This is a genomic window from Amycolatopsis sp. cmx-11-12 (assembly GCF_046269425.1).
GTDB lineage: Bacteria > Actinomycetota > Actinomycetes > Mycobacteriales > Pseudonocardiaceae > Amycolatopsis.
Genome location: NZ_JADNQM010000018.1, coordinates 47,279 through 66,582, shown reverse-complemented (window position 1 = coordinate 66,582; position 19,304 = coordinate 47,279). Strand labels below are relative to the sequence as shown.

Below are 19,304 nucleotides of genomic sequence, written 5' to 3'. Positions count from 1 at the left end.
CGACCGGCTTTGGGGCCGCTCAGGCTAATGCCCGGCGGGCTGGAGGTCGTGGCCGTTCCAGGTGAACCGGGCGGTGGTCACCGCGTCGTCGCCGTCGCCACCGGTGATGAGCTGGTGGATCCCGACGCCGCTGAGTTCGGCGTAGGTGCACCACTCGTGGTCGGACGTCAGCATCAGGTCGAGGTCGAGCGCGGACAGCAGGCCGAACACCTGCCCCCGGTTGGTGGTGTCGACGCCGACGAACACCTCGTCGAGCAGGATCACCCTCGGTGCCTCCGGCACGGCCTGGTAGTGCGCGGCGACGGCGGCGAACAGCGGCAGGTGCAGCGCGATCGCCTTCTCCCCACCGGAAAGCGCGCCGTGCAGCTTCTTGGTCAGCAGCTGCCAGCCGGCCCCGTTGGCACGGTCCACCTTGACCACGAACCGGTGCCAGGATGTGTAGTCGAAGACCTGCGCGAGCTGCTGTTCCCAGCTGGTCGCGGTGTCGTCCGCCTTCGCCTGCTCGACGCGCTCGCGGAAGAACTTGTGCAGTGATTCGCGGTCCTCGGTGGTCAGCTGATCCGGATCCTTCAGCAGCAGGTCCCGCGCGGTCTTGGTGCCCGGCGGCAGGTCGGGGGAGAACTGCCAGACCAGCCGGACGGCGACCCTCGACGCGGTCCGCACCCGTTCCAGGCGCGCGTTCATCCCGTCGACGAGGTCTCCTGCCTGCTGGATCCTGGCCGCGAGATGGCGGCGGGTGTCGCCGGTCAGCGTCTTGTCGAACAGGTCGCTCTCGCGACCGGTGATCTCGTGCCTGCTCTGTTCCGCTTCCGCGTAAAGGATCTTCAGCAGTTCGGCGGCGCCGACCCGCAGCCCGTCGACGACGGCGGTGAAGATCTGGACGTCCTCGTCGGTCTCCAGATCGAGTTCCGCGCGCGAGCTGAGCGTGTTCCGGCAGGTGTGCACGGCCTCGGAAAGCCGGTGCAGCGCCTCGCCGAGGTTACTCGGCGCGTGCGGCACGGACGGCCACGCGGCGGCCACCAGACGAGCCGTGTCGAGGGCCGCCCGCACCCCTTCGGAGGCGGACAGGGTGGCCTGGAACTTCGGCAGGTCCTCGATCCCGCCGTCGGCTGGGAAGACGCCGGTGGCGAGCTTCCGGAACCGGAGCGCGGCGGCGTCCTGTTTCGCGGTGGCGTCCTCGCGGGCCCTCGCGTCGGTCGTGCGCCGCACGCCGAGCGCGCCCAGCCGGACCGCGAGTTCCTTGGCGCGCGCGTTCGCCGCGCGCAGTTCGTCGGCGAGTTCGCGCAGTTTCGTGCGCAGGCCGTCGATTTCGGCGAGCACCTCGCGCTGGCCGGTGCCGACGGTGCCCTCGATCGCGTCGAGCTTCGCGGTGAGCTTGGCGCGTTCGGTCTCCGCCTCGGAAGCCTCGTCCTCTCGGCGGGCGGCGTTCGCCTCCGAACGCTCCGCCTGTTCGGCGAACGTCTCGGCCCGCTGGGTCGCCGTGAGCAGGTTCCCGTGTTCGTACAACCAGTTCTCGCCCTGGTCGGAGTAGGTGCGCAAGGCCGTGGCGAGCGCGGTCAGCAGTGCGCGTTCGGTCGGCAGGCCGCTCTCCGAAGCCTGGCCGGTCAGCTCGTGCAGCGCGGTCTTGGCTTCGACCTCCAGCGCGGAAACGGTCGCCTCGCGGTGCCGGACGGTGGAGTCGGCGGCGGTCAGGTCGGCCTCGGCCGTGGTCAGTTCTCCAGTCGCGGCAAGGAGATCTTCATGGCTGGGGCGGGCGGCGCGTTCGATCTTGATCAGCTCGCGCCTGCCGCGCAGCGCGGCCAGCTCGCCTTCCAGTTCGGCGATGGTCTTCTCGCGACCGGAGATCTCGTCACGCAGTCCGGCGATCCGGCGCTCCCTGGCGTGCAGGCGGGCGGAAGCACCGATGTAGGCCGGGGCCTCCTTCGCCCAGCTGCCCGACAGGCTGCCCATCCGCCAGCCGCCGTCCGCGCCGATCGCGGCGGGACCCGCGGGCAGCGTGTCGTCGAAGGCGATCACTTCCAGCACCCGCCGGATCTTCGCCGGGGCGACCCCGGCGTCGGGTTCCGGCACGAGGACGTCGGCGAGCGAACGGCCGGACGCCACGGGCAGCGTCCCGGTCTCGGCGAGCACGTCGTGCCCGTCGACGACACCGTGGGAGTTCACCCAGGCGTCCAGCAGCCCGGCGCCTTCGAGCGCGGCTTCGATCCCGGCGTGCGTGTCCTCCGGTACGGAACCGGCGAAATCGACCAGCCGCCACAGCGGGGCGCCGCTCATCTCGGCCCGGTCCGCCGTCCGGGTCTTCGGCGACGCGGGCGCGAGGACGTCCTCCGTTTCGAGCACGCCTGCCTCGACGAGGAGTTCGTCGTGCTCGGTGCGCGCGGTGGCCAGCGCGGCACCGGTCGCCGCCTCCTGCCGGACGATGTCCTCCAACACGGTCTCGGCGACCGCGCTGATCTTGCCCAGCAGCGAGACCTCCGCCTCGGCTTCCCGCACGAGCGCTTCCGCGTCGGGGAAACGCAGCTCACGGCAGCCGATCGCCCATTCGGCGAGCCGGGTGCGCAGATCACTCAGCGCGAGTTCGCGTGTCGCCGACGTGAGGTCCAGTTTCTCTTGCGCGGCCGAGAAATCCGACCTCGCCCGGTCCAGCTCCGCCTCGGCCTGGTGACGGCGGCCGACGGCGCGTTCGTGCTTGTCCAGTGCCCGGCCGAGGGTCTCGACCTGGTCGCGTTTGCCGCGGACGGCGGCCTGCAACAGCGGACGGAGCCGGACCGGTTCCGCCAGTCCGGCCACGAGTTCGTCGTGTACCCCGGCCAGGTTCGCGCGGGTCGCGGCGGCCCGGACCTCGGTCTCCTGGGAGCGGACGAGATCGGCCTGCCGTTTCGCGACCTGTCGCGCCGCCCGCGAGCGCTCCTCGTCGGCGTCCGCTTCGGCACGGAGCCGATCGGCGTCCGCGCGGAGCGTTTCCGCCTGCTCCTTCGCGGAAACCGCGCGCTGTCGCAGCTTGTCGAGTTCCTGGCCCTTTTGGTACGACTCGGATTCGGTCAGCCCCGAGAGGCGGGCTTCGGCTTCCTCGACGTCTTTTTCGAGCTTCGCCGCACGTTCCTCGGCGGCTTCCTTACTCGCGGCGACCTCGTCGTACTCCTCGGCCGACCGGCGCGCGGCCGCGGCGAGCCCGTCGAGTTCGGCGGTCGCGGTGATGAGGTTCGCGGCGCCCGCGCGCAGGACACGCTGGGCGTAGGTCTTCTGCCGCGCGGCGAGCGCGCGGGTCGCGTCGACCTCGGTCTCCAGCGAACCCAGCTTTTCGCGCTGCGCGTCGAGCCGTTCGAAACCCTCGGCGAGATCCGCGATCTCCTGCTGCCCCAACGGCGGGAGCGCGCGGGACAGCAGGTTGGACAGCAGGCTCGGGTCGAGCCGCTGCGAGAGCTTGGGCATCCGCAGCTGGAGGAGCGCGGTGATCAGCGCGTCGTATCGCTGCTCGCTCAAGCCGGGGAACAGTTTCGCGCGGATCTCGGTGCGGTATTCGGCCGCGCCGGCGTGCACGGTCCCGCGTTCGCCGAGGTGCTCCTCCAGCGCGTTCTTGGTCAGCGGCTGACCGGCCTCGTTGACCAGCGGCAGGCGAGCGCCGACGCGTAGTCCGGTGGTGAAGAAGTCGGCGTGCACCGTGCTGGTGTGCGTGCTCGCCTGCAGCCGCGCGCCGCAGGTGAACCACTTGTCCTCGCCCATGCGGAATTCGAGCCACACGTAACCGACGCGCGTTGCGCCGGAAGCGCCTTCGCCCATCAGGTTCCAGTGCATGCTGCGTTCGCTGGTGCCGAAGGTCGACAGCCGGTTGGCGCGCAGGCTCGCGTCGAACAGGAACGGCAGCAGCAGTTCCAGTGCCTTGGACTTCCCGCTCCCGTTGGGGCCGCGCAGCAGCAGGCGCCCGTCGTGGAACTCGAAGATCTCGTCGTAGTAGCGCCAGATGTTGAGGATGCCCGCCCGGGACGGGATCCACCTCGTCACGGTCACGTCGCCTCCTCGTTTCGGTCGGTGTACCTCGCGGCGGCCGGGAGTGGCCGGACGAGTTCGGCTTCGACGCGGACCAGCCCGAAACCGGTCAGCACCGCGAGCGCGTCCACGGTCAGCCGTCGCACGCCGTCCTTGCCCCGGTAGGTCTTGGCCCAGCGCGGGAACTTTTTCAGCAGTTTGGCGGTGGCGTTGCGCAGGTAGTCGGTCGTCCGCGGCTCGTCCAGCGCGTCGAGCAGCAGGAGCGCGGCGACCTTGGCGTTGCTGCCGTCGTCCGGGAACTTCTCGTCGGTGGCCAGCCCGTCGACGTCGACCAGCAGCACACCCTCCGCGCGTTCTTCGAGGACGAACCCGCCCTGTTCCGCGGCGCGGCGCAGCAACTGGCGCCCGGTCGGCGACCCGAGGTACGCGCGCTCCTCGGCGGTCAGTTCGCTGAAGTAGAGGACGGGATCGTCGACGAGACGGCGGAAGACCGAATGCCGGAGCCACAGGTTCCGTTGGACGTCGGAAGCGCTCGGCGTGTCCTCGTGGCGCCCCGACGAGAGGCCGTAGCGCTGCTCGTACGACACCGCGTCCAGCAGCTCCTCGAACCGCAGGGCGACGTCGTCGGCGGGCACGGCCAGCTGCGACGGCCCGACCGGGGCGGCGAGCAGGCGCAGCAGCAAGGTCGCGTCGACCCGGAACAGTGCCTTCGCCGCGGATTCGTCCACAAAGGACTCCGGGTCGCCGTCGGCGACCGTGAGGACGCCGTAGGACTCCAGCAGTTTGAGGACGTCCACGAACGCGATGCGCTCGGCCCTCGCGGTGACGTCGAACGTGGTGACGAGGTCGTCGGCGGCACTCGCCCGTGCCACGCGGTCGGCGAGCAGGCCGATCGTGGTCACCGGCACCGTGAGCAGTTCGGCCGCGACCACGCACAGCAGGACGTAGCGCCGCCGGTCGAACGCCGGCCTGCCGGACCGCAGCCGCCGGGCGGGACGGCTGGGGTCGGCGGCGGCGCGGACCTTGACCAGCCGGGCGTAGCCGAGCCTGGGTTCGACGGTGAGCGTCCAGCCGCAGTAGTAGTCGAACCACTGCCGGATGGGTTCGCGGCGGCGCCGGATGAGGTCGAAGGTCTCGGGGGAGCCGCGTTCGCCGATCAGCGGCGTGGCCAGCATCGCCCGGATCCCGCGTGCGACCTCTTCGCGCTCCGCGATGACCAGTTGGTTCGTGAGGCTCACGCACCGCCTCCGGCCGTGCTGATCTCGATTTCGTAGTCGGGGCCGCGGAAGACGCCGCTCGTGGTGGTCAGGCGCGCGACCGCGCCGTTCGGCGGCGGCCGCAGGATGATCTCGATCTGGCCGTCGGACGTCGTGCTCCGCCGGGCGCCGCCCGTGCCGGGAGTGCTGCCCAGCGCCTGCCCCAGCAGGTCCAGCAGCCGCTCGAAAACGGTGTGGTCCAGCTTCTCGAACGCCGAAAGCCGCACGACCCCGCCGGTGTCGAGCATGCTCCACGCCGCTTCGAGTTCGGCGCGTTCTTCCACGGCTCGTTCCGCCCTCGCCGCCCTGATCGCGGAGACGTCACGGACCCTTCCGGTCCTGGTGAACCGTTCGGTGCGACCCGCCGACCGGAGTAGTTCCGACACCTCGACCGGTGGCGCGTCGAGCCAGGACGCCGTCGTGCTGACGACCTCCGGGTCCGCGTGGGCCAAGTGCGCGTGCCGCGCGGAGCTGAGCCCGAACATGGTGGACCACAGGCGATGCAGGTCCTCCTGAGCGGGGACGACGGTGAACCACCGCGCCAGCTCACGGAAATCCGCGACCGCGCTGCTCGCCCGGCGCCGTGACTCGGTGATCCGGTCCAGGACCTGGAGAAGCGTGATGATCGCCCGCCGCGCGAGGAGATGGAGGTCCTCGACCCGCGGGGTCGCGCCGTCTTCAGGCAGGAACCACGCGCGAAGCCCGTCCCAGCGGGCCTTGCGGACTTCGAGCCAGCGCGAGTCCGCGCTCGGCAAGGTCGCCCCGTTGAGCGCACGCCGGTGCACGCGTTCGACGCCGTACTCGTCGATTTCCTTGATGCGGGTGGCGATGGTGTGGGTGTGGTGCTCCAGGTCGTTCAGGAACTCTTGTAGGTAGGCGACCGTGGACGCCTTGACCTCGTGGAACGTCGCGAGGTCGGCTTCGGCGTGCAGCAGGCGCTGGAGGTCGCCGTTGAACCGCTTCGTGTTGTCCCGGAACGTCTCGAGGTGGCTCTCGATCTCGGTGAGCGTGCTGAACACGCGCCGGTCGGTGCCGTCTTCCAGCTGCTTGACGAGTTCGCCGAGCCGCTCACCCAGCGCGTCGAGGGTGGCCGTCTGAAGCGCGCCCGTCGCGTTGAGCACTTCGTTCGCGCGGACCACACCCGCGTACGCCGCTTCGCCGAGCCGGGTCAGCGAGTACTGAAGATTGCGACGCTCGTACTCGGAGGCCGTCCGGTAGTCGCCCGCGTGGTTCTGGACGACGTCGAGGTGGCCCTGGTTCCTGAGCTGGTCCAGCGCTTTGACCAGCTCTTCGTCGTCCAGCGTCTCCAGCCAGCCGACTTCCCTGAGCCTCGGGCGGAGGTCGTCGATGCCGAGCGCCGTCACGAGCCGCTCGTTCGCCTCACCGAAGGCGTGCAGGATCGCCAGGGGAAGCCCGGACCTGCTGCCGTCGGTGAAACGGAACATTTCGGGCGGTACACGGATCGGATCCATGCGACCTCCGGCACTGATGCGTGGAGCTACACGTTAGGGGGTCACCCAGGCGAGTCCGAACGGCCCATCTTTTTCACGCTGCGTACTCACGTCGTGAACAGCTCGAGACGCACTGTGGTCCCGTCGACGGTGACTTTGCGGAACACGCGACGACCGTCGATGAGCCGGTCGTCCTCCATGACCCCGGGCGCGAAGTTGGACGCCTTGAGCAACTCGGGCACGTCCTCCGCCGGAAGAGTGAGAACGACGCGGTACATCACGTCGATACCCCTCTCGGACTTCGTCTCTAGCACCTTGCCGCTCGCGGGCATCGAGATCCCGCCGAACCGGAAGGCCTCCTCGGGCGTCGGGGCGGCGGGTTGCGTCGTCGTGCAGCCGGCCAGCAGAAGTGCCAGGGCCGCGAGAAGGAGCTTCACACACCGTGAGACGCACGGTGGGCGTAAGCGTTCCGTCACACTTGGACGGGGATGACAGGGGCGCCCTGGCGCGTTCTACTGGATATCAACGACCAGAGGAGATCTACAGTGACGGACAAGGCTGTTCTCGCGGGCGGCTGTTTCTGGGGCATGCAGGACCTGTTCCGCCGGCACCCCGGAGTCGTCTCCACCAGGGTCGGCTACACCGGTGGTGACGTGCCCAACGCGACCTACCGCAACCACGGCTCGCACGCCGAAGGCATCGAGATCGTCTTCGACCCGGCGCAGCTCACTTATCGCCAGATCCTGGAGTTCTTCTTCCAGATCCACGACCCGACGACGCGTGACCGTCAGGGCAACGACCTCGGCGCCAGCTACCGGTCGGCGATCTACTACATCGACGACACCCAGAAGCAGGTCGCCGAAGCGACGATCGCCGACGTCGACGCCTCCGGCAAGTGGCCAGGCAAGGTCGTCACCGAAGTGACCCAGGCCGGTGACTTCTGGGAAGCCGAACCCGAGCACCAGGACTACCTGGAGCGCATCCCCAACGGCTACACCTGCCACTACGTGCGGCCGGAATGGCAGCTGGGCGAGCGCTGATCGTCGCGCTGCACGTGTCCGGCGCGCACGCCTACGAGGGCCGTCCTTCCGACGGTCCTCGTGCTGACCAGGTGCCGGTCTCGCGCGACCACGTCGTGGTGCGCGCGGGACTGGGGCTGGTGGGGACCGGTACTTCAACCACCCGGCGCATCGTTCGGCCGCGGTGACGCTGGACTCCGGTGACGGTCCCGTGCGGTTCGAGGTCCACCGGCCCGCGAACCCCTGCGCTTGGATGGACGTCGTTTACCCGCCTGGGACTTTCCGGGCTTTGCGGGGTCGCGGTGGGAAGCGGTGCGTCCCGCTGGATGACGGGGTTCTACGTGTTGGGCCGGTAGAGATCTCCGTGCGCGAGCTCGATCGGCCTTAAGCCCGTTCTGACCTGCGACGACAACTTGTCGGTCTCGAAAAGGTCTGGTGCGATCACGAACGGCGGGTGTGCTGGCAGCCCGATCTCGCCAAGGCGGAAGTCTTCCAGCGCTGCCTGATCCGCACTTTGCAGGATCACACTCCGCACCGCGCTGACCGGAATAGGGCCTGGAATCAGCACCTCCGCTTGATCGTCCGTCGGCCACCACGACGGGTGCTCGGGATCGCGTAGACGTAACCCCACGCGATCGGCGAACATCGCGTTGAAGCCGTCGAGGCCGTCCTGGATTCCGCTGCCGGAATGCCTTGCGGCGTTGTGTGGACAGAATCTGGTGCCCGGTGTGTCCAGCAGTACTGGATCCACTGTCAGCACCACCCACTCGAGGAACTGATCGTCTCGCTTGCGAGCCTCCTTGAAGTACCAGGAATTCGGGTATTCGAGGCTGAAGGAGATATGACCGAGGTGCCCGTCCAGCCGTCGATCGTCGGTCGGGCGGTAGCCCTCAGCGGAATCTCGCAGGTCCTCGACGTCTCGCAAGGTTCCACTCGCGAGGATGTGCGCCAGGCTCGCCGCCCTGGTGAAGTGACACAACCTGCTGATCCCTCGCCGTCTGACTTCGCTCATGACCTCGTTCATGAGCTCATCAGTTCGTAGATGCCCGACTCGGCTTCGGGAAGCACGCTTGTCAGCTGGCCGTGATGGATGAGGACAACGTCGGTGCGGGCCCGCGTCACAGCGACGTACAACTCGCGCGCTTGTCGCACTAGTGCCTCCTCCAGTCCAAAAGCCTGGATGCTGGCCTCTGGCGGCTTCTCGTCCTCGGCGCGAAATGGGAGTACGACGGTGTCGAACTCCAGTCCCCTCGCCTCGCTGTACGGGCCGTAGTAGACGCCGGGGGACTGGTCCCATTTCGTCATGCCCTTGTGCAGTTTGACTGTGCGCTGCCGGTCCACCAGCCTGGCGATTCGCTCGGTGAGTGCACCATCCCTGGAGAGCACCGCCACGCGCTGATCCTTCGCCTGGGTATTCCGATCGATACACAGGTTCGTCGCGAAGTGCGCTGCGACTTCGATCAGCCGGATGTCAGAGCCGACGTCGGTCAGGAGAGGGGGCTTACCACTGCGCACGGGGGCGGTCGGCTTCACCAGTTCGATCCCGTCGCCGAACCTCGGATGATCGGATATGGCCTTCGCGAGCTGTGCGATCTGGCGAGTGTTGCGATAGTTGCGATCGAACCGCACCAGCCTTCCACCGGTGACCTTGAGCCCGAGAGACTTCCAAGACATCCGGCTTCCATAGATCTGTTGCGCGTAGTCACCGAAGAAGGTCAGTGAGCCATCTTCAGGTATCAACGCGGCTAGCGACCGGATCATTTCAGGGGTGAAGTCCTGCCCCTCGTCCACAACGACATGTCGGTAGCCGTGCATAGCCACTTCGCTGTTCAAGGTGCGCAAGAGTTCGCTTGCCAGGCTCGACCAGTCAAGATCGAAGCCGGCGTTGGCGAGGAGCTCCTGATACCGACGGTAGACCTTGTAAACGACTAGCCGGTCCGCCTTGAGTAGGTTCGATCCGCGTCCGACCCGTTCGAGCTCACCGCTCAAGTAATCGCCGAAGTCGTCGATGCCGTTGCCGGTGAGCCAATCGAACTCGTCCGCGAAGAACCGCACAGGCTTCCTGAAGGCCGCGGATCGTTCGGTGGCGCCAAGTCGAACATCCTTTAAGGCGCGCGCTATCAAGTTGTCCCTGGTAGTGAAGTCGCAGATCCGTGGGTTCGTCGCGAAAAATTCGCGAAGGGCACGACGTGCGAACACATGATACTGCTCGACAGTGACACCGGATCCTTCGTCCACCAGACTCTTCAGGTAAGTGACCAGGGCTCCGTTGAAGGTGATGAGCAAGGTCGGTCCGCCCAGGCCAGGTACTGTCGCTAAGTAACGGGCTCGCCGAACCGCCATGACCGTCTTTCCGCTACCGGCCACACCCAGTGCGACGCAATGTCCTTTGCCTCGCAGATAGACGACCTCACGCTGCTGCCCTTGTGGTTCAGGAAGCTTGTTCCCCATTCGGGGAGTATTGCATGTTGATCAAGCTTTGCCTGCATGTCATGCAATTGCGGAAATAGTAGTTATCGAAGCCCGAAACTTCAGATTCGGTGGGTTGTCCTACCGTCTGGCGTATCGGTTACAGGTTCCTTAGGCCGCGCTTGATGCGTTCCGTCGTCATGCCGCTTCCTCGCTGATGGGCGTACTGTGCCGCTGCTAGCGGCGCGAGCAACGCATCCGCCCGGAAGTGCGCGTCGGCGCCCGGATCGATCTCGCTGATCAACGCGACCAGGTGATTGCGGTGCAGCCGGTAAGCGCCGGTCACGAACCGCGCCATCGGTGTCTCGGTCTCCGCGACCATCAGCAGTTGCCCGTGCGTTTCGAGTCTGTCGACGTACGCGTCCATGAACGCCCTCAGCCTTTGGGCTGCGGGTGCACCTGGCCCGAGCGGTGGCGGCCCGCTGATGAACGCCTCCTGGAACTCGCGCTCGTTCTGGTCCAGAAGCGCCTGTGCCAGCGCGCCCTTGTCCGGAAACCGCCGGTACACGGTCCCGATCCCGACGCCCGCCTCCGCCGCGACCTCGTCCAACGCGAGCCCCTCGACCCCCTTGGTCGCCACAAGCTCGGCCGCGGCCCGGACGATCTTCTGCCGATTGCGAGCCGCGTCCGCTCGCTCGACCGGTCCGGATCCTGCGATGGGAAGCACGCGGTGAGTTTAGTCGGTGGACAAGTGGAACTTTCTCCGCTTAACTAAGCGGAGAAACTTCCACTTAAGGAGACTTGGATGTCCGTCGAACACTTCACGAGCGCAGGCGCTTCGACCTGGTTTCAGCGGATTGACCAGCAGATCTTCCTTGCCGACGTCCTATCTGAGGACAGCGGCGCGGCAATGTCCGTCGGTTTCGGGCGCTACCGGAAGGGGGAGAAGAACCCTTGGAAGATGACCTACGACGAGGCCCTCGTCATCACCTCCGGAATCTTCACCGTCGAAGGTCCCTCGGGCTCGGTGACGGCTCGGGCGGGTGAGGTGATCTACCTGCGGGCGGGCACCGAGGTCGTCTACGCGGCCGAGGAGGACGCGGAACTGGTCTACGTCACCTATCCGCACTGGCTGGCGGCTACCGAAGCCTCCGCCGAAGCGCACCGCCTCGACGACTTCCACGAGGCCTAGCGGAGATCGTCCAGCAAGGCAGGGAGGACCAGTTCCTCTTCGATGCGGACACCACGCCGCTCGAGGGCCGGCCGTAGTTCCGGATCCCAGGCCGCGGCCGCCGGGTTTCCCGTCAGCGGACCGCCGGTCACGCTCGTCGCGGAGTACGCGGAAGCGTCGAAACGCCAAGGTTCCCAAGGAATCCGGTCCCGCAGGGTGTTGCCGATCCGGATGCCGCCCCAGTCGAAATCGCCGTGATACCTGAACCGGGCACCGTCGGTCGCCAGCAGATCGAGTAGCCGCCACACGGCGGCCGACGGCTGGCCGTTGACACAGACGAGAGGAGGACAGCCGGACCCCAGCTCATCGGCCGCTGAGGCGAGAACGATCGGGTTCTCGCAAACCGACACGAGCCCGGCTTCGACGCCGAGCCGCGCGGCGTTCAACTGGCGAAGCGTCAAGACGCAAGGTTCACCGGCGTCCTTGGCCAAAGCCAGTATGCGGCCGGTCACCGTGATGGTGCTGCCCGGCAAACCGAGGCACAACACGGACGAGGACAGCTCGTCGCGGTGGACGCCCACCGCCGCCCAGGAAGTACGGCGTTCGCCTGCTGTTCCGTCTCCTGCCGGTGGGGTGCCACGGAGGACTCTCGCCGCCGAGAGGACGATCGTCGCCAAGGGGCGCCCGTCATCCAGGCCGTGCGCGTCGCCCGTGGTCTCCGCCGCGAGACGGCCCAGTGCGATGCCCTCCGAGGGTAACTCGGTGAGTACGCGGACCGCAGCGGTGATCAACGTCGAAGCGCTCTCCGGATCGGAAGTCAACCTCCGGACGAGGCCGGTGGCGTCCAGCCAGCCGCGCCACGTCACCAAAGCCGGACGTCGTACGACCAGCTCGTCCAAGGGCACGTACGCCGCCGCCCAAGCCGCGGCTTCCCTCACTCGGTCCGGCACGGTTCCGATCAGCAGCCTCGCGGCATCGGCGAGCCCGTCCGGCGCTGAACCGCTGCGACGGAGCACCGCGTCGACTTCATCGAGAGAAACGCTCAGGGAAGTACCAGTACCGGCCCGGCGGCCGAGCAACCGCTCGATGGCCCTGCGCTGGTCCTGTGTCGCCGAGCCGAGAGTGACGATTCCGGTCAACGGCTTACCGTTGACCATCCGTCGGCGCAAGCGATCGAGCAGCCACGCCGTCTCTTCACCACCCAAGAGCCTGCGGAGGCGGTCGAGATCAGCCATCAGGCACTCGGGACGTAGGGGATCGGTCGTTGCTCTTGGACACGCTCGCGGCCGTTCCACCGCCAGGGCGTCACCAGCACGGCGTCGATTCCGTCGCGCCGGGCGAGTTGTGCGATGGCCAGACCGGGCACCTGCGGGTAGCAACCCCATTCGCGTTCGCTGGTCATCACGACGTCGAGGTCGAACGCGGCGAGCAGGCCGAGGCATTTGGCCCGTGAGTCGTCGTCGACGCCGGCGAACGCTTCGTCGAGCGCGACAAGACGTGGGGTGTGGGGATTGGCCGAAGACGAGTAGAACGAGGATGCCGCAGCGAACAGCGGGACCGACGCGGCAAGCACCCGTTCGCCGCCGGAGGCCGGGCCGGTCGCCGACCGCCATTGTCCGTCCTGGTAGCGCTGGATCGCGAATTCGTGCCAACTCCGGTAGTCCAGTGCACGCGTCAGTTGTTCGACCCAGCCGCCCGCCGCGTCCTCGGCGTGCTCGCGGTTGATCTGCTCCTGCAAGAACCGGCCGACGGCGCTCCGGTCTTCCGCACTCCAGGCGTCGGCGATCTGCCTTAACAACCGGTCCCGCACTCGATCGAGGCCGTCGGGCGCCGTCCGCGAAGTACGCCACTGCAACCGCAGGCGCATTCCGGTCGACGTCGGCCGGGCTTCCAGGTCGCTGTTGATGGACCGGACCTGGTCCTCGGCGTTACCGATCAATTCCTGCAACGTTCCCGCCACTTCGTTGATGAGGTGGTTCTCGAGGATTTCGCGTTCCTTCGCCGAAAGCAGGTTCGCCCGCTGCTCGTTCTCCACCTCCAAAGCGGCCACCAGCGTCGGAATGTCTTGAGTGCGCCCTTGGAAAAGCACATCGACGACGATGATCCCGTCCCGCACGGTCATGCCGACCGAATGGCCGTGCCTGGACAGCGCGTCGGTCAGCAGCTTGTGCTCGGCCGACACGCGCTGCTGCACCAGCTCCCAAGGCCGGTCCGCGTCGTCCACGCCGTCCAGCGCGGCGTTGACGGCCCGGGCGAGGGCGACGGCCGGGTTGGGCGCCCATTCCTTGCCAGGATCGGGAAAGTCCAATTCGGGAATGGCCGTCGTCAACAGTCCTGTCGTCGCGAAGGCCCGCAGCTCACTGATGGCCTGGTCACGTTCGGCCACGGCAGTCGAGATCGAGTCGCGAAGTGTCTCGCGCCGCCCGTTGGCCGTACCCCGCTCTTCGCGCACGACCTGTTCGTCTCTGCGCACCTGCTTTTCGCGGGCGTCTCGCTCATCCAGGTCCGTCGCGACCACGTTGAGCTTCCGATAGAGCTCATCGACTCCCGCACCCGCGGTCTCGACCAGGACGCGGTGGCGTTCCGCCACGATTTCGGCTTCGGTGCGGGCGGTGACGGCCGACTCCTGCGCTTCGCCGTGGTGTTCGGCAGCGGCCAGCAGTTCGTCTTCGGCCTTGATCGCGTCCGCGCGGGCCCGAGCCAGTGCCCGCGCCGCGGGCCAAAGCCCGGCCAAGGCGACCCGGTAGTCACCAAGGGCTTCGCGAACTCGGGCCAGTTCCTCGAGATCCGTTGGCAGACCGACATCGCCGGCGAATTCGATGACCCTTCCGCGAGCGTGCTCGGCCTTGTCGGACCAATCGCCGGAAAGCACGACGGCTTCACCGAGGCGGACGTCGATCCGGCGTTTGGCCTCATGTTCGCCGGCGAGTTTGACATGAGCGTCGCGGAGATCGTTGTCTTTCGGCTGAACACGGTGTTCCGAGGTAAGGGCGGCTCGCTGGGCGGCCAGGCCGGATTCGGCCTCTGCCACCGCGGCGAGACGCTGATCCAGTAAGGCACTCTCTTCGCGCAGCCTCAGAATCCGTTCCCTGCGTGCGGCTTCGCGTGCACCCTCACCCAGATAACCGGCCGTGTCCTTACGCCACGCCCCGCTCAACACGCCGACGGCGAACCTGCCGTCCACCGCGACCCAGGTGTCCGCGACGGGGCCGAGACCGATCGCGCGCAAGACCGTTTCGACCACGTCGTCGGCAAGGGCCGCGGCTTGAGGGTCGGCTCGGTCCACCGCCGGCGCGAGCACAGCGGTGAGGCCACCGGCCGGTGCAGCCTCGCCAGGCCTGACGACCATGTCTCCGGTCAGGGTGCTGTGTAGTTCACCGTCCGGGGTCACCCAAGCGTCCAGGATGCCCGCGGCCTCCAAGGCCGCTTCGAGTCCGGCTTGATGATCCGCGTCGACGCCCGGGACGAAGTCCACGACTTTCCACAGTGGCGCGCCAGGGCGGCCCACTCGTGCTTCTTCGTCACGGGTGTACGGCCTTGGCGGAGCGTCGTGCCCGCCTGCCTCGAGCCGTGCGATCTCGTCGAGGATCGCTCGTCGCTCGTTCTCCGCCGCTGTTCGCTCGGCGTCCAGGGCGGCTTGCCTGCGACCGAATTCGGCGGTTGCCCGTAGCACGGCTTCTTCCACGGCCGATGCGGCGGGATTCGCGCCCGCGAGGGTCTCGGTCCACGCGTCGAGGGCATCGAGCAGATCGTCCACATCGGACAGTCTGAACTGTTCCGTGCTGGCCAAATAGGAGCGATAAGAGTCGACGAGCGCCGCACCGTGCTCGACGATGGCCTTTTCGGCCACGGTGATCCGCTCGGCGGCGCCCTGCTGTTCGGCGGTGATCCGGTCCACGCTTTCGCGTGCCGAACGCAACGCGGCTTCGGCTTGTGTCGCGGCGTCGAGCAGCCGCTGCAGCTGGTCCACAGCGTTGGTCTGCCGTTCGATGAGCGCCTGCCCGGCGCGCTCATCTTCGTCGGCGACGGCGGCGGCATGTCCCTCGGCCACGTACGCGGCCTCGGCGGCCTCCTGTGCGATGCCCTTGGCCTGCTCCAAAACCGCCACGTCGGCGGCGGTCGTTCGCCGTGCCGTTTCGGCTTGCTCTTTACGGCGTCGCAGGTTGGCGACGGCCGACGTCAGGTCACGCTCTCGCTCGGCGGCGAACTTGCTGAGCCTGTCGGCCTCTCCTCCCACCTGTTTCAGAGCTTCGGCGTCCCGCATTTCCGGACTGCTCTGCAGCGCGGCACGTCGTGCCTCCAGCTGGGTTTTCACTTTCGTCAAATCGTCGAGCAGCCGTTGTGTTCCTTCGAGGGCCAGGGTGGCCTTTTCGTAAGCGGCCTCGGCCTCACCCAGCTCGCGGCCGAGCTGTTCATACCTGCTGTGGGTGTGCCGCACCGGAGCCGCACGGCGTTTGGCCGCGATCCGGGAGTAGCGTCGGTAATGGCCGAGAAACTGTTCCGCCGCCGTCTTCGCTTCGGCGAGGGCGCGTAAGGTTTCCCGCTCCTCGTCCAGTCCACGGAACGCTTCCGCGACCGTGGCCACCAGGGCCGGGTCGAGCGGCGGGAGTGCCTCGGTGAGCGCTCGGGACAGCAGTTTCTCGTCCGGTTTCTTCGACAGTTGCGGTTGTCGAAGCTGGATCAGCAGATTGACGAGGGCTTCGTAGCGGTGGATCCCCAGTCCGAACAGTGCTTCGTCCACCGCACGCCGGTATTCCGACGCGGTGTCGTACACCAGGCCATGCCCGTCGACGGCGTCCTTGAGCTTCTCCCTGGTCAACGCCACCCGGGTCGGGCTCACCAGGGAGAGGTCACGGCCGACGCGCTGGTCGGTGACGAAGAACCAATGCCTGGCGATACCGCGTCCGGCGACGGCCTTGAGCCCGCAGCCGATCGTGCGGTATTCGGCGCTCCCGTCGGGAAGGGCACGGCCGAATTCCAGCCAGGTATAGCCGAGACGTTCGTTGTGCGGATGTTTCCCGCCGAGCAGCAGGTTCCATTCCATGCGTTTGTTGCGGTCGCCGTCCGGCTCCACCCGGTGTGCCGACAGTTCGCCGTCGAGCAGGAACGGCAGGGTGAGCGCGAGCACCTTGGACTTGCCGGTTCCGTTGTTGCCACGCAACAACAAACGGCCATCGTGGAAATGGAACTCTTCGAGGTCGTAGTAGAACAGGTCGACCAGGCCGGCCCTGAGCGGTTGCCAGCGGGCTCTGTCCGGGACGGGCAAAGTCATTTCCCGGTCTTCCTCTCCCGAATGGTGGGCGCGTCGAGCCGATAGCGGCCGATCGCGGGCAGCGCACGCACCATCGGCGGATCCCCCGCGGAGTCCTCCACGAGGCGCAAGGCGCGCAGCTTGTGCAACGCGATGGCGAGGAGTTCCTCGTCAGCACCTTCTTCGGTGACTCCGCGACGCCAGTAGGAGGCGTGCTCGCGGGCGATCTTCCTGACATACGCCAGCACTCGCTCGATGGGCACCGGCCCGTTCCGTGCCGCGAGGTACTCGGCGACGAGCAGGGTGGCGTGGCCGTCGGTGCGCTGCTCGGGCATCCGCACGTCGGTCAGTTCGTCGTCGGGATCGACCATCGCGATGCCCTCGGCGCGGACCTCGGCGACCAGACCGACGGCGTCCTCGATCCGGTGCGTTATCGCGTGCCGCTGGCTGGCCAGGTACGCCTGCTCGTCGTCGGCCAACTCCTCGTAGTAGACCACCGGATCTTCGAGCAGGCGGCGGGTGAGCCGGTGGCGTAAGGCTCGATTGCGCAGGTCATCGGTATCGGCGACGGGCTCATGGGCAAGCTCTTCGAGCCTGGTTTCGAAATCGGCGGCGTTGATCGTGGAAGGGCCGCGGCCACTGGTCAAGAGCGCGGCCAGCACTCGGCGCTGTACGTCGTACAGGACGTCTCCGTTGTCGCTCAGGTAGGAGTCTTCCTCGCCGGCGACACGCTCGAGGACACCCCACGTGAGCAGCAACCGGACCGCGGCGACGAGATCCGAACGTTCGTCGCGCCTGCTCAACGTGAACGACACCCCGGCGTCGACGAGCTCCGGTTCACCCGCGGCGGCGAGCACGCCTTCGGCGAGACGGCCGAGGGTGATCTGCGCGTCGGCTCGCTCCAAAACGGCCAGCGCCAAGCAAAGCAGGACGTACCTGCGGCGGCCGAACGGTGGTTTGCCTTTACCGTCCCTCGCCGGATGGGTCGGGTCGGTCAAGGTCGGCGCGGTTTTGAACAAGCGCGCGGATTCCGCGCCGACCAGCAGCCGCCAGCCCGTTTCCGTGGCCAGCCAATCACGCAGATCCGCCGCATGGCGCCGGACCAACCGCAGTACTTCGTCGTCCGCTCCCGCGGTCAGCAACGGCTTGGCGAGCAGCGCCCGCAGGGCTTTCCGCTTCTGCGCGACGGTTTCCTCGGCGAGCACGGTCACGCGATCGCCTCCACCCGGCCGTTCCCGATCAGGTCGAGGATCTCGATCAGGTGCTCCGGCCCTTGGAGAGTCCCGTCCTCGGTTTCGATGCGCACTGTTCCGCCACCACGCACGAGGGTCAGGCGAACCTCCATCGTGCCGTCGCTCGTGGTGGTCCGGACTTCATGATCGCCGGGAGCACGGGAGGACAGTGCGTCGCCGAGGAGACCGAGGAACAGCCGGAACGCCCGCGCGTCGAGCTCACCCAGCGCCGACAGCCGTGTCGGTCCAGGCGTTGCCAACCGCTCACGCGCCGCGGCGACCTGCTCGGCTTCGAGAGCCGCCTGCTCGGCCAGGATCCGTCGCTGCTCCGCGCGGTCCGAAACCCGGTTGGGCTGACCGCGCCGCTCGTAGGATCCTGTCCGGCGTAACTGCGGGCTGATGTGCACCCCGGCCGCTTGCCGCCACGGCGTACTCGGCGCGGGTTGCTCTTCCTCCCACGCGGCAACGGTTTCGTTGTCGACCGTGAGGTGCCGCGCCGAACCGAGCCCGAACGCCGTCCGCCACAGACGATGCGCCGCGTTGTCGTCCGGGGCCTGGGCGAACCACCGCGCCAACGTCCGGAAATCCGCCGAGCGATCGGAACGCCCGGAACGACGTTCGTTGAGCGCGGCCACCGTGTCGATGAGCTGGGTGATCGCCGTGACAGCGGCTCCGCGTAGAAGTCGCGCCTGCGACTGACGGCGAGAGTCGGCGGAGACGAACCAGTCATGCAGCCCACGCCACCGATTTCGCCAAGTGTCGTAACAACTTTCGATGGCGGCCGCGTTCTCGTGATCGTCAGGCGCGACATCGGCCGCTTCGCGTTTCGCGGCCACCATGAGCAGCTCTCGCACACCGGCTTCTTCGATCTTGCCCAGCAGAGTCGCGATCTCCGCACCCCGGTTGGCAAGATCGGCGATGAACCGGTTGACGTAGTCGATCAGCCGCTGCTTGTAGGCGACGAACGCCTCCACGTCCCCGTCGGCGAAATCGATGACACGACGCAGCGACGCCATGAACGCCTGCGCGTTGTCGGCCAGCCCGGTGAACCGCTCGGCGAGGGCCAAGAGAAGAAGATGCACCTTCGCGGGGTCAAGCTCCTGTGCTCCCGCCAGCTCCACGAGCGCCCGCAGCTGCGCGGCGATGTCCTCCAGCGCCACCGATTGCAGCGAACCCCGGCGCCCCAACGCCTGGTCATAAACCGCGAGTGCCTCTTCAGCGGCCTGGCCCGCCGCGGTGAGCTGGTAGAGGTACCGAGCACGATGAAAGTCGGCGACACTGGTCACCCGGCTCGTATCCGGATCGGCCCGCAAGTTGCCCCACTCGACCAGCTTGTCCAGCGCGTCCGCGACCTGCTCTATGTCACCCGGCCTGCCCAAGTCCGCCGCGACGTCCTCCGGACGCATGTGAACGATGAACCGGTCCCTCGCCCGCGCGAACGTCAAGAGGACGTCGCGATAGAGCGCCGCGTTCGGCGCACTCAGGTGCGCGAACGGCTGGGGCTCCTGGTCGGCGGTCACGATCCCAT

14 protein-coding genes are annotated in these 19,304 nt (G+C 67.6%); 3 read left to right on the top strand and 11 right to left on the bottom strand.

Annotated features, from left to right (window positions below; genetic code table 11):
- Positions 1-24: 24 nt before the first annotated feature.
- From ACLARN_RS23870 to ACLARN_RS23855, 4 genes are all read right to left on the bottom strand, one after another.
- Positions 25-4,008, bottom strand: a complete 3,984-nt coding sequence (locus tag ACLARN_RS23870) for a TIGR02680 family protein (protein ID WP_409493679.1) — start codon at positions 4,006-4,008, stop codon at positions 25-27.
- Complete coding sequence (locus tag ACLARN_RS23865; RefSeq protein WP_409493678.1) at positions 4,005-5,225, bottom strand: TIGR02678 family protein; 1,221 nt, start codon at positions 5,223-5,225, stop codon at positions 4,005-4,007. Before ACLARN_RS23865 ends, ACLARN_RS23870 begins: the two co-directional genes overlap by 4 nt.
- The gene (locus ACLARN_RS23860) at positions 5,222-6,715 is read right to left on the bottom strand and encodes a TIGR02677 family protein (RefSeq protein ID WP_409493677.1); all 1,494 of its coding nucleotides are present in this window, start codon (positions 6,713-6,715) and stop codon (positions 5,222-5,224) included. The genes ACLARN_RS23865 and ACLARN_RS23860 overlap by 4 nt, the downstream gene beginning before the upstream one ends.
- A gap of 86 nt (positions 6,716-6,801) precedes the next feature.
- Positions 6,802-7,131 (bottom strand): hypothetical protein, encoded by a 330-nt coding sequence (locus tag ACLARN_RS23855; RefSeq protein ID WP_409493676.1) that lies wholly within the window; start codon positions 7,129-7,131, stop codon positions 6,802-6,804.
- A gap of 108 nt (positions 7,132-7,239) precedes the next feature.
- Between ACLARN_RS23855 and msrA the strand changes: the two genes are divergently transcribed.
- Together msrA and ACLARN_RS23845 are read left to right on the top strand one after the other, a co-directional pair.
- Positions 7,240-7,734: a peptide-methionine (S)-S-oxide reductase MsrA gene (gene msrA, locus ACLARN_RS23850; protein WP_409493675.1), complete on the top strand. Its 495-nt coding sequence runs from the start codon at positions 7,240-7,242 to the stop codon at positions 7,732-7,734.
- A complete protein-coding gene (locus ACLARN_RS23845) occupies positions 7,713-7,901 on the top strand; it encodes a hypothetical protein (protein WP_409493674.1) in 189 nt (62 codons plus the stop codon). Before msrA ends, ACLARN_RS23845 begins: the two co-directional genes overlap by 22 nt.
- A 149-nt stretch (positions 7,902-8,050) precedes the next feature.
- Here ACLARN_RS23845 and ACLARN_RS23840 read toward each other — a convergent pair whose 3' ends face one another.
- The 3 genes from ACLARN_RS23840 to ACLARN_RS23830 all read right to left on the bottom strand — a co-directional run bounded on the left by ACLARN_RS23840 (position 8,051) and on the right by ACLARN_RS23830 (position 10,849).
- Complete coding sequence (locus tag ACLARN_RS23840; protein ID WP_409493673.1) at positions 8,051-8,725, bottom strand: DarT ssDNA thymidine ADP-ribosyltransferase family protein; 675 nt, start codon at positions 8,723-8,725, stop codon at positions 8,051-8,053.
- 8 nt (positions 8,726-8,733) lie between these two features.
- A complete protein-coding gene (locus tag ACLARN_RS23835; protein WP_409493672.1) occupies positions 8,734-10,164 on the bottom strand; it encodes a UvrD-helicase domain-containing protein in 1,431 nt (476 codons plus the stop codon).
- Between the two features lie 118 nt (positions 10,165-10,282).
- On the bottom strand, positions 10,283-10,849 hold the full coding sequence (locus tag ACLARN_RS23830) for a TetR/AcrR family transcriptional regulator (protein ID WP_409493671.1): 567 nt from the start codon (positions 10,847-10,849) through the stop codon (positions 10,283-10,285).
- Positions 10,850-10,927: 78 nt separating this feature from the next.
- Here ACLARN_RS23830 and ACLARN_RS23825 point away from each other — a divergent pair, with 78 nt between their 5' ends.
- A complete protein-coding gene (locus ACLARN_RS23825; RefSeq protein WP_409493670.1) occupies positions 10,928-11,314 on the top strand; it encodes a cupin in 387 nt (128 codons plus the stop codon).
- Here ACLARN_RS23825 and ACLARN_RS23820 read toward each other — a convergent pair.
- Genes ACLARN_RS23820 through ACLARN_RS23805 form a run of 4 tightly spaced genes read right to left on the bottom strand, consistent with a single transcriptional unit; the run spans position 11,311 to position 19,296 of the window.
- Positions 11,311-12,528 (bottom strand): TIGR02679 family protein, encoded by a 1,218-nt coding sequence (locus ACLARN_RS23820; RefSeq protein ID WP_409493669.1) that lies wholly within the window; start codon positions 12,526-12,528, stop codon positions 11,311-11,313. The genes ACLARN_RS23825 and ACLARN_RS23820 overlap by 4 nt on opposite strands.
- Entirely contained in the window at positions 12,528-16,565 is a 4,038-nt protein-coding gene (locus ACLARN_RS23815) for a TIGR02680 family protein (protein ID WP_409493668.1), read from the bottom strand. The genes ACLARN_RS23820 and ACLARN_RS23815 overlap by 1 nt, the downstream gene beginning before the upstream one ends.
- Positions 16,562-17,755, bottom strand: coding sequence for a TIGR02678 family protein (locus tag ACLARN_RS23810; RefSeq protein WP_409493667.1), 1,194 nt, complete (start codon positions 17,753-17,755; stop codon positions 16,562-16,564). Before ACLARN_RS23810 ends, ACLARN_RS23815 begins: the two co-directional genes overlap by 4 nt.
- Complete coding sequence (locus ACLARN_RS23805; RefSeq protein ID WP_409493666.1) at positions 17,752-19,296, bottom strand: TIGR02677 family protein; 1,545 nt, start codon at positions 19,294-19,296, stop codon at positions 17,752-17,754. Before ACLARN_RS23805 ends, ACLARN_RS23810 begins: the two co-directional genes overlap by 4 nt.
- Between the last annotated feature and the right edge of the window lie 8 nt (positions 19,297-19,304).

Coding starts and splice junctions, on each gene's coding strand:
- ACLARN_RS23860 (WP_409493677.1), bottom strand. CDS start 6,715: ATGGATCCGATCCGTGTACCGCCCGAAATGTTCCGTTTCACCGACGGC.
- ACLARN_RS23845 (WP_409493674.1), top strand. CDS start 7,713: ATGGCAGCTGGGCGAGCGCTGATCGTCGCGCTGCACGTGTCCGGCGCG.
- ACLARN_RS23840 (WP_409493673.1), bottom strand. CDS start 8,725: ATGAGCGAAGTCAGACGGCGAGGGATCAGCAGGTTGTGTCACTTCACC.
- ACLARN_RS23835 (WP_409493672.1), bottom strand. CDS start 10,164: ATGGGGAACAAGCTTCCTGAACCACAAGGGCAGCAGCGTGAGGTCGTC.
- ACLARN_RS23825 (WP_409493670.1), top strand. CDS start 10,928: ATGTCCGTCGAACACTTCACGAGCGCAGGCGCTTCGACCTGGTTTCAG.
- ACLARN_RS23820 (WP_409493669.1), bottom strand. CDS start 12,528: ATGGCTGATCTCGACCGCCTCCGCAGGCTCTTGGGTGGTGAAGAGACG.
- ACLARN_RS23815 (WP_409493668.1), bottom strand. CDS start 16,565: ATGACTTTGCCCGTCCCGGACAGAGCCCGCTGGCAACCGCTCAGGGCC.